Consider the following 8,793-nt stretch of genomic DNA (forward strand, 5'->3'; position numbering starts at 1 on the left):
CACCAGCGACCGGACCGGGCCGTCCGCACACAACACCGCGTCGGCCAGCTCGAACAGAGCGTCCGCACGTCTGGTCWGGCAGGAGTAGAACTCACCCCGGAAGCGTGACAGTTCCGCGAACGGATCCTGTCGGACAGCGTGATGCAGCAGACTCATCCCCACGGCCTTCGTGCTGAGCGTGTGTGTTCCTTGGTCGGAGCACATGCTCAGCCGAAGGCCGCCTGCAGGTACGGCAGTTACCAGACCGGGTGATCAAGTACGAGAAGCCGTTCGACGTCCGAGGTTAAAGATCAAGTTAGCCAGAATCCCCAAAAGCGCCCGCAAGACGTGCCGAGCAGGCGCCGGATCCGGTGCCTACGGTGGCGAAACGCGCAATCGGGCTTCGGTCCCATCCTTGATCCGTGACCCGGCGGGCGCTCGATCTCCGGATGCGGCGGGCGCCAAGGGTTGCGACCGTAGGAGTGAAGGAGGCAGGTCCGAACGGGCGAGGACGGAGGGGGTCCGTCATGCTCAGGCCACATCCTTCGCTCCTGCGGGAACTCGTCGAGCGCTGCGAGACGCTCAGGCGGCACTTGGCATCCACTGGCAGTGAGAAGACCAGACGCCAGTTCGAGGACGCGTCGTACACACTGTGCGTGGTCACCGGCACCCGCCAGTTGGAAACAGCGCTGTGCGTGGCCCGCCAGCAGCTGGCCGACGCGATGCGGCGCGAGCCGCCTCTCCGTCGCTGAGCGTGCCCGGGCCCCCGACGGCTCCCGTTCCCGACCGCCGCATCGGCGGCAGTGCCGACGCGCAACGCCCGGCGAGCGGTCACTGGGCTGCCACGTCGAAGGCGCCCACGTGCATGTCGTCCGGCGTCAGAACGAGAACAACGCGTGGTCGAAGTCGAAGAAGTCGTGGGTGATGCCCGTTGACTTCCTGGTCGTGCAGGCATTCGACCAGTACGTGGCCTGACGGTGCGGAGTCTGCTGTCGTCGGTTACCGAAGTGGCTGGCCAGCAGGGCGTCGCCGGGGCTCTACAGGGCGACAGCGAGGTGGTTTTGAACGCCGCGGCCCGGGACCGGGTCGCGGCGCTGTGCCGTGTGCCGCAGGTGGGCTTACAAGCAAGCGCAACAGCTACGCCACAGCAGGCAGGGCCCTGCCCGGACCGCCCCCCTTCCGGGCTCCAGCGCCGTCGTCACTCGGCGTTCTGCTCCCGGTCGGCGGTCACCCGGCGCAGGAGTGGCCGGCTGGCGCCGATCGCGGTGAACATGACCAGGGCTCCGACGGCCGTACAGACGGCGAGTTCGATGGCGCCGGAGGTATTGAAGGAGGCGCCCACCAGTTTGTTGAGCTGGTAGGCGCCGTAAACACCTGCAGCGATGGTGCCGCCTGCCAGGACGACGAGCGGGATGGCCGTCTCCCGGGTCCTGGCTCTGTCCAGGACCTTCAGGGGTGTACCGGCCAGACGCAGCAGGCCGTAGATACGGCGGCGGTCAAGGACGCTCGCGGCGGCGGTCAAACCGGCGGAGGAAGCGGCAACGAAAAAGCTGAGACCCAGAGTAGCGGTGCTCACGGAGGTGATGCGGTCCACGACCACGACGTCCTGGGCGGACAGGTAGTCCTGGGTGAGGGGGTAGACGCCGTGTGCCGCGGGAGCGAGCGCAGTGACGGTGGCATCGAGCCGTTCCGGACCGCCCGGGACTTCGGCGATCACACCCGGGGTGCCGGACAGCAGGCTGTCGGAGTTTTCGCCGCTCACAGAGACGCGCGCGGTCACACCTGCCTGCCGCAAGAGGGCGCGGGCCGTCTCGGCGGTGTGCCGGGCACTCGTGGTGTCAGCCGTCGCGATCGCGACCTGGTCCTCGTGGCCGCTGGTGTCGAAGGCAGTTGCGCCGACGGAGAAGAAGCCGGCGACGAACCCGGCCAGGACCAGCCCGCTGACGGTGCGCCAGGCGCCGCGTGGATCGTCGCTGAGACGGCGGGCGGCGAGCAGTGTCGCGGGACGGCGGGCGAGGCGTCCGGCGATACGTCCGAGCCGGTCCACGACCCAGGGCCCGAACATCCAGTAGGCGCCGTAGAAAACCATCAACAAGGCCACCAGTTGGCGAGTGGTCAGACTGTCGCCGGCCTGCGTTGTGACGAGGATCCAGCAAAGGGCAGCAGCGAACAGTACGAGGCGGATCATCCGGGTGCGGCGGGGGGKGGCCTGCTGGGCCACTCCCAGGGGGGAACTCGCCACTTGGCGGAGCATCGAGATCGCACTGACGGTGAGGAGAGCTGTCACTGTGGCCACGACGGCCAGGAGCCAGGGCAGGCCGACCCACAGATCGCCGGCGTACCAGCCGCCGATGCCGTACGGCACCTGCGCCAAGGCGGGCACGAGGGCCCCGTAGGCGAGTGCCCCGGTCAGCGCTCCGGCCGCGCCGACGGCCGTCGCCTCGACCGCGGTCATGGCGATGATCTGCGAAGGCGTGGCGCCGGCGAGGCGCAGGGCGGCCAGCCTCTGCTCGCGCTGGGCGGCGCCGAGGCGGCCCGCCGCCGACACCAGCACCAGCACGGGAACCACCAGCAGTACCGCGCCCAGCAGTACCGTCCGTTGGTCGCTTGAGGTCAGCTGACTCGGTCGGCTCCCTGTGAAGCCGGCCACCGTGGCACGTTCGGTCAGGCCTGTGTCGAATATGTCCCCGTCTTCGGCGGTCTTCGACACGGTGGGGTCGGTCGGCGCCCTTCCGATCACCGCGACCAGTTCGTCGGGAGAGGCAAGGCCGGCGGCGCCGATCGTTCCGTAGGAGGCCGGCATCGGGAAGCGGGCGGCGAGTTGGCCGCCCGGGAGCCGGTGGACCAGTTCCGCCAGAGCTGGGGAGAGGTATACCTCGCCCTTCTTCGGAAAGCCACGCAGACCGGGCGGAGCCGGGGTGGGACTGCGGCCGGGCAGCTGAGCGAGGTTGACGACGGTCAGTGGCTGGTGACGTACGAATGTCGTGGTCATCGCCTGGACGGCCGTCGCCTGCCCGGCCGGTGCGGCGTGCGGGTCGCGCCAGGCGGTGCGTTCGGCCCGGCTGCCCGAGCCGAAGGCGGCGGCAAGCATGATCAGCAGTACGAGTGCGCCGACGGCGGCGGTTGCGGCCGCGATCAACTGGCTCTGCAGGCCGCGGCGGCCGGAGCGATGGGCCAAGTGCCAGGTGAGTGGGAGTACAGGGGATCGCATGAGGCGTGTCTCCGAGAGTGCGTATGTGGTCACGCAGTCGTGAACTGCTCGTAGCTGTGGACGCGTCCGTCGCGGACCTGGAGGATCCGGGCGCAGTGCGCGGCGATGTCGGGATCGTGCGTGACCATGACCAGGGCGGCACCGGACTCACGAGTGGCGAAGGTCAGCAGTTGTACGACCTCGGTGCTGGTCGTCTGGTCGAGGGCGCCCGTGGGCTCGTCGGCGAAGACCACCTCCGGTTCGACGACGAGGGCCCGGGCGATGGCGACGCGCTGTGCCTGCCCGCCGGAGAGCTGGCCCGGGCGGCGCTTTTCCAGTCCTTCCAGGCCCAGCGGGGCGAACCAGCGGCGGGCCCGCCTGACGGCCTCCCTGCGCGGGGCGCCCTCCAACATCAAGGGCAGGGCGACGTTCTCCTCGGCCGGCAGCTCCGGCAGCAGCTGACCCGACTGGAAAACGAACCCGAACCTTGACCGGCGAAGTGCACTGAGGCGGTTCTCGCCGAGGTCGTCGATGCGCCCCAGACCTCCGGGCGGGGGGACTGCCCTCTCGTCGCGTTCGCCGCGGAGCAGCACCTGGCCCTCGTCGGGGCGGACAATGCCGGCCAGGACGTGCAGCAGGGTGGACTTGCCGGATCCGGAGGGGCCCATGATGGCCAGCGAGTCGCGCTCGCCGACGGCGATGTCCACGCCGACCAGGGCGTGGGTGGTTCCGAATGTCTTGACGAGGCCGTGTCCGGCCAGGATAGTGTTCATGATCGATTTCCTCCTTGCGGTGTCAGCGGTCGAATTTCCAGGTGACCTTCGGCTCGGAGGCTTTGCCCTCGACCTTGACCACGTGGACCGGGATGGAGATGCGCGTGCCGTCGGCCTCGGCCGTGCAGGTCTCCGAGGCGCCGGCCACCGCCTTGAGGTGCCTGGGGCACGACACGTCGTGAACATCCCGTCCGAGCCAGGGCAGCGGGTGGTACCAGCCCTCGATGCGGGACTGCAGGATGGTGCGGTGGACGGCCAGATGGCCGTCCACCTTCACGTAGAGGGCGCGGGCCACGGGGTTGACGGTGGTGTGCTGGACGTCCTTGCCCGCGAAAACGTAGGTGACGCCACCGCCGACGGCGGCAACGGCCACCGCGGCGACGAGGGCACCAGTGATGAACCGGCTGTGCTGCATCGTGCACTCCTGAAGAACAAGCTGGGGAACGAGGGTGGCGAAGCGGCTCCAGCTTCGCCCGCACGACTGCCCGGGCGCCTCGGCCGAGCGGCCAATGTCTCGCGGCCGGCGCGTGCCGCCCTCAGCCGTTCGGCCGATCACGGCGCCGAGGGGCCGGGCCTACCGCGATGTCCATGAGAACCGTTTCCGCCCGAGGCGTCGTCGCGGGCGCTCTGATCATGGCGACGGCCTTGGACATCAAGTCCACGCTGATGGTCGGCTTCCCTGTGTGGCCGACCATCGTGGTGCTGATGGTCGGGCTCACGGCCGTACTGTGGCCGGCCGCGCGCCGGCCGACGTGGCTCACCGTGCAGGTGCGCACCGTTGTCCCCGTTACGCGGCAAGCGCATCGGCGTGCGCATCGCCCGCAAGGGCATCGAGTCCAATGAACGGCTGGGCCGTCGCCGTTGGGTGATCGAGCGCACGATCTCCTGGCTGTCCGGCTACCGCAGACTCAGCCCCCGCTACGAACGCCATCCACGCAACTACCTGGCCTTTCTCGGCCTCGCCGCGGCCCTGTGCTGCTACAAACGACTGCTCCGCCTCACCACGTAGGACACCGTCTTATCCCTCTGCCTGGCCTTCACCAGGGCGGCGAGCGGGGAGCGCCGGCCTTTCCCGACGCTGCGCAGCTGCTCCCAGTCGACCTCGGGGTGCGTCTCGGGCAGCGCGTCGACGGACGCCGTAGTGAAGATCGGGACGTCGACCGCCCCGGCCCGTGAGGTGCCGTACCGAACCTCGCGCCACTCGGTGGGCTTGATCCATCCCAGGGTGCGCATGTTCTCGAACTCGACTCGCCTCACCCGGAGTCGTTCGGCGGCCTGGTCGGGACCGAGCGGGGTGTAGGCGGCGACCAGGTCGGCCAGGTCCTCGCGCTGGCAGACGGCATCGACCTGGTCGGGGTTGATGAGCGAGCCGTCCGGGTTGCCGGATTTCGGTGGCGCTGGTCACCATGCGTTGATGACCGGTGCGTCGGGTTCGTGCTGCTGCCAGGCCTCGTTGAGGCGCGTGAGCCGGTCCGCGGCGGCGATGCCGTGCAGGGACGCGACCTTGCCGTCGCTGATTTCGAACGCCACGGCGCCCACGACCCGGTCCTCGATCACGGCGAGGACGGCCGGGGAACCGTTGACCAGCGCGATGTGGATCGCGGGGGAGCCGCCGGCCATCCGCCGCTTCGCCGGCGTCGGCTTGAAGCCGGCCCGCACGTAGCTGGCGACGCGCTCGCGCGTCTTGTACCGCAGCAGCCGCCTGGCCAGTCCGGCGCCGTCCGAGACAGCGGTCGCGTCGGCGGTGAGCAGCGCCACCAGCCGTTCGGTGCGCCCCGACGTTGCCGCGGCGAGGAACTCCTCGACGATCCGGCGCGCGGACGCGGGGTCCACCTCGTCGCCGCCGCGGCGCTCGGCGGTGACCCGGCGTCGGGCTCGGTGGACATGCTGCTGGCTCGCGGACTCGGTGATGTCGAGGATCCCGGCGATCTCGGCGTGGGCGTAGAAGAAGGCCTCGCGCAGGACGTAAGCGGCCCGCTCGACCGGTGAGAGGCGCTCCATGAGGATCAGTACGGCCAAGGACACCGATTCGCGCTGCTCGAAGGTATCGGCAGGGCCGAGCATCGGGTCGCCCTCGAGGAGCGGCTCGGGCAGCCAGTCTCCGGCAGCGCGCTCATGACGCGTCTGCGCCGAGCGGAGCCGGTCGAGGCAGAGATTTGTGACGACCTTGGTCAGCCACGCCTCCGGTACCTCGATACGTTCCCGGTCCGCGGCCTGCCAGCGCAGGAACGTGTCCTGCACGGCGTCCTCGGCGTCGGCCGCCGAGCCGAGCAGACGGTACGCGAGCGAGGCCAGCCGGCCCCGGCTGGCCTCGAACCGATCGATGGCTGCGCTGTCCATGCGCAAGAGCCTATGCGGCGACCCTCACACCGGACCGGTCGGGCGCGGTGGCCAGGCGGCGCTTGCGCTTCGGCATGCCGAAGGTCGGGTGGGCGATGCTCCACCCCGCCCCCCTGAGCACGCCCGACTTGAGCCGCGCGGCGGTCCGGCCGCCCAGATACCAGGACCTCGACCGGACGTCCCCGTCCACCATCTGGAAGATCGCGTCCCGCTTCCCGAGGCTGATGTGGTTGCCGTAGTACTTCAGCCCGGTGGTGGGGACCTTGCTGCCCGTCAGGCGCGCGATGATCGCGGCGGTCGCCTGCATGTTGGTGTAGCCGGCCGAGCCGCAGGACATCGGCAGCGGCCGACCGTTGTCGCCGATCGCGTAGGCGCAGTCACCGGCGGCGTAGACGTCCGGGTGCGAGACCGAGCGCATGGTGCGGTCGACGACGATCTGGCCGGTCTCGGCGACCTCCAGGCCGGCGGCGGCAGCGATGGGGTACACGGCGAACCCGGCCGACCACACGGTCACGTCGGCCGGGACGGACATACCGTCGGCCGCGATCGCCCGTGTCGGCTCCACGGCTTCGATGCTGGTGTGCTCGTGCACGGTGATGCCGAGCCGGTCGAAGGCCTGGCGCAGGTGCTGACGAGCCTTCGGAGAGAGCCACGCGCCCAGCTCGCCCCGGGCGGCGAGTGCGACCGAGAGGTCGGGCCGGGACTCGGCGAACTGCGTGGCGGTCTCGATGCCGGTCAGCCCCTCACCGACGACCAGCACGGTGCCGCCCTCACCCAGGCCGGCCAAGCGCTCGCGCAGACGCAGCGCCGAGGACCGGCCGGTCACATCGAAGGCGTACTCGGCCGCGCCGGGGACACCATGGTGGGCGACGGAGCTGCCGAGCGCGTAGAGAAGCGTGTCGTACGCGAGCTCGCCGTCGCCGTCCTCGCCGGTCACGGCGACGGTCCTGCGCTCGGGGTCGACGCCGGTGACGCGCGCCAGACGAAGCCGCACCCCGGTGCCCGCGAATATGTCGGCGAGCTTGCGGACCGCAAAGTCCTGGCCACTCGCGAGCTGGTGGAGCCGCATTCGCTCGACGAAGTCGGGCACGGCGTTGACGACGGTGATCTCAGTATCGGCGGGGGAGAGCCGGCGGGCCAGGTTTCCGGCGGCGAAGGCCCCGGCATATCCGGCGCCGAGGACGACGATGCGGTGCTTCATGGCGTTGCTCCTGTCTCGTTCGCGTGCCCCCTGAACGAGACAGCGCCCCGATTGCTGACAGAAGCCGAATGTGACGCCGGTCACTGAACTGAGACGAGCGGCTGAGCCTCCGACAGGCGCCGGAAGCCGACACCCGGACAGCAACAACCGGAGAGGAAGTTCAGGGGCATGACGAAGGCCCGGACGCCTGGCCCGGGCCTTCGCTCTCTGTAGTCAGGGCGCTGGGAGTCACATGTGACGCGCGCCTTCTACGTCCAGCGCATGCCGATGGCGGAGAGCTGCTCCACCCGCGCTGGCGAGAGCGTCGCGGCCCTGCTTCGCTGGTTCCCGATCCATGCCCCGAGCCGGAACTCCCGTTCCTCCTGATCCTCGCCGACGATCCGCTCGACGTGCTTCCTCGGTACGCGGAGGTGTCCTTCGCGCTCGTAGAACTGGCGGGCGGCGGCGTAGTTGAGGGCCCATTTGTCGGCCTGCGAGGTGCGCGGCTTGGGTTTCTCGTTCTGGGTGGCGGGTTGGATGCCGAGGATGTGCTCCAGCATCCACTGCTGCACCCCGGTGAGCTTGTCGAAGCCGAGCCGCTGCGCCCGGACCCACCGTCCGAGGTCCTCGCCCTGGTGCACGACCACGCCCGGCTCCATCGGCAGCGCGCCGCCCTCCTCCAGGTGCAGCCGGGTCAGGTGGAAAGCTCGCTGCCATTCCAGGGGCCAGGCCGGGCACCAGGAGGGGTCGATCTCCTCGAGCTGTTCGCGTCGTTCCTCCGACAGGGCGCCGGCTGCCGATTCCACCGGCAGGCCCTCGGCACGCCGCTGCTCGATCTGGGCACCCTTCCGCGCCGCGGCCCTGGCGTTCTTGAGAAAGATGCCCACGCGGTAGCCCTGGTAGGTGGCGTTCAGTGGGGCCAGGAGGTGGCCCGTCTCGGCTGCCCATCCGCGCGCCGCTGCGAGTCCCTCTTCCCAGGCGACGTCGTAGTGGGACCAGATCATGCCGAGTTTCTCCAGCTGTGCGATGCGGTGTCGTCGCCCAGTTTTTCTGAGGTGTTGTTGCGGTTGCAAGCTGGGATTTCTCAGTTTTTCTGGGTGGTCTTTGTGGTGGTTGGGGTGCGCAGAGCGTGGGGCTGAGAGAGGTATTGGCTCTCTGGCCTGCGTGTATGTGGCGTGTGCAGGTTGATCGAGCGCAGTGCAGTTTCTCTGGGTCACTACTTGRGGCGCTGTGTGGTGGGGCGTCAGGTGTCAGTCGATCGGGCGGTAGAGGTAGCCGATGGCCGCAATCCGGCCCGGGTCGGCGGGGGCTGCTGTGGTGTTGGGCTAGAA

Annotated in this window: 7 protein-coding genes and 3 pseudogenes; 2 read left to right on the forward strand and 8 right to left on the reverse strand. The window is 69.6% G+C overall.

Annotation, left to right across the window (positions count from 1 at the left end; genetic code table 11):
• Window positions 1–156 (reverse strand): annotated as a pseudogene (locus tag CA983_RS48465) (NF041680 family putative transposase); the annotation flags it as partial.
• A gap of 350 nt (window positions 157–506) precedes the next feature.
• On the opposite strand from CA983_RS48465, the gene CA983_RS36210 reads away from it, so the two are divergent.
• On the forward strand, window positions 507–731 hold the full coding sequence (locus tag CA983_RS36210) for a DUF5133 domain-containing protein (protein ID WP_086604983.1): 225 nt from the start codon (window positions 507–509) through the stop codon (window positions 729–731).
• A 446-nt stretch (window positions 732–1,177) separates the two neighbouring features.
• Here CA983_RS36210 and CA983_RS36215 read toward each other — a convergent pair whose 3' ends face one another.
• From CA983_RS36215 to CA983_RS36225, 3 genes are read right to left on the reverse strand one after another with little or no spacing between them, the layout of a single operon-like run.
• Window positions 1,178–3,190 carry an FtsX-like permease family protein gene (locus CA983_RS36215; RefSeq protein WP_086604989.1) on the reverse strand — a complete coding sequence of 671 codons (2,013 nt, stop codon included), beginning with the start codon at window positions 3,188–3,190 and terminating at the stop codon, window positions 1,178–1,180.
• A 29-nt stretch (window positions 3,191–3,219) separates the two neighbouring features.
• On the reverse strand, window positions 3,220–3,942 hold the full coding sequence (locus CA983_RS36220; RefSeq protein WP_086604984.1) for an ABC transporter ATP-binding protein: 723 nt from the start codon (window positions 3,940–3,942) through the stop codon (window positions 3,220–3,222).
• Between the two features lie 22 nt (window positions 3,943–3,964).
• On the reverse strand, window positions 3,965–4,357 hold the full coding sequence (locus CA983_RS36225) for a DUF4333 domain-containing protein (RefSeq protein ID WP_086604985.1): 393 nt from the start codon (window positions 4,355–4,357) through the stop codon (window positions 3,965–3,967).
• A 372-nt stretch (window positions 4,358–4,729) separates the two neighbouring features.
• Between CA983_RS36225 and CA983_RS36235 the strand changes: the two are divergent.
• A pseudogene (locus CA983_RS36235) lies at window positions 4,730–4,951 on the forward strand (transposase); the annotation flags it as partial.
• Here the strand turns inward: CA983_RS36235 and CA983_RS47330 are convergent.
• The 4 genes and pseudogenes from CA983_RS47330 to CA983_RS36255 all read right to left on the reverse strand — a co-directional run.
• A pseudogene (locus CA983_RS47330) lies at window positions 4,921–5,328 on the reverse strand (hypothetical protein); the annotation flags it as partial. The pseudogenes CA983_RS36235 and CA983_RS47330 sit on opposite strands and share 31 nt — an antisense overlap.
• A gap of 15 nt (window positions 5,329–5,343) precedes the next feature.
• A complete protein-coding gene (locus tag CA983_RS36245; RefSeq protein WP_086604987.1) occupies window positions 5,344–6,282 on the reverse strand; it encodes a sigma-70 family RNA polymerase sigma factor in 939 nt (312 codons plus the stop codon).
• 10 nt (window positions 6,283–6,292) lie between these two features.
• Window positions 6,293–7,483, reverse strand: a complete 1,191-nt coding sequence (locus CA983_RS36250) for an NAD(P)/FAD-dependent oxidoreductase (protein WP_086604988.1) — start codon at window positions 7,481–7,483, stop codon at window positions 6,293–6,295.
• A 248-nt stretch (window positions 7,484–7,731) separates the two neighbouring features.
• Window positions 7,732–8,466 (reverse strand): helicase associated domain-containing protein, encoded by a 735-nt coding sequence (locus CA983_RS36255; RefSeq protein WP_425276499.1) that lies wholly within the window; start codon window positions 8,464–8,466, stop codon window positions 7,732–7,734.
• Between the last annotated feature and the right edge of the window lie 327 nt (window positions 8,467–8,793).

Origin of the sequence: Streptomyces swartbergensis (assembly GCF_002148965.1) — a bacterium.
Lineage (GTDB): Bacteria > Actinomycetota > Actinomycetes > Streptomycetales > Streptomycetaceae > Streptomyces > Streptomyces swartbergensis.

Bases quoted from the DNA above. Each gene is read 5' to 3' on its own strand.
- CA983_RS36225 (WP_086604985.1), bottom strand. From the start codon at position 4,357: ATGCAGCACAGCCGGTTCATCACTGGTGCCCTCGTCGCCGCGGTGGCC.
- CA983_RS36255 (WP_425276499.1), bottom strand. From the start codon at position 8,466: ATGATCTGGTCCCACTACGACGTCGCCTGGGAAGAGGGACTCGCAGCG.
- CA983_RS36245 (WP_086604987.1), bottom strand. From the start codon at position 6,282: ATGGACAGCGCAGCCATCGATCGGTTCGAGGCCAGCCGGGGCCGGCTG.
- CA983_RS36210 (WP_086604983.1), top strand. From the start codon at position 507: ATGCTCAGGCCACATCCTTCGCTCCTGCGGGAACTCGTCGAGCGCTGC.
- CA983_RS36220 (WP_086604984.1), bottom strand. From the start codon at position 3,942: ATGAACACTATCCTGGCCGGACACGGCCTCGTCAAGACATTCGGAACC.
- CA983_RS36250 (WP_086604988.1), bottom strand. From the start codon at position 7,483: ATGAAGCACCGCATCGTCGTCCTCGGCGCCGGATATGCCGGGGCCTTC.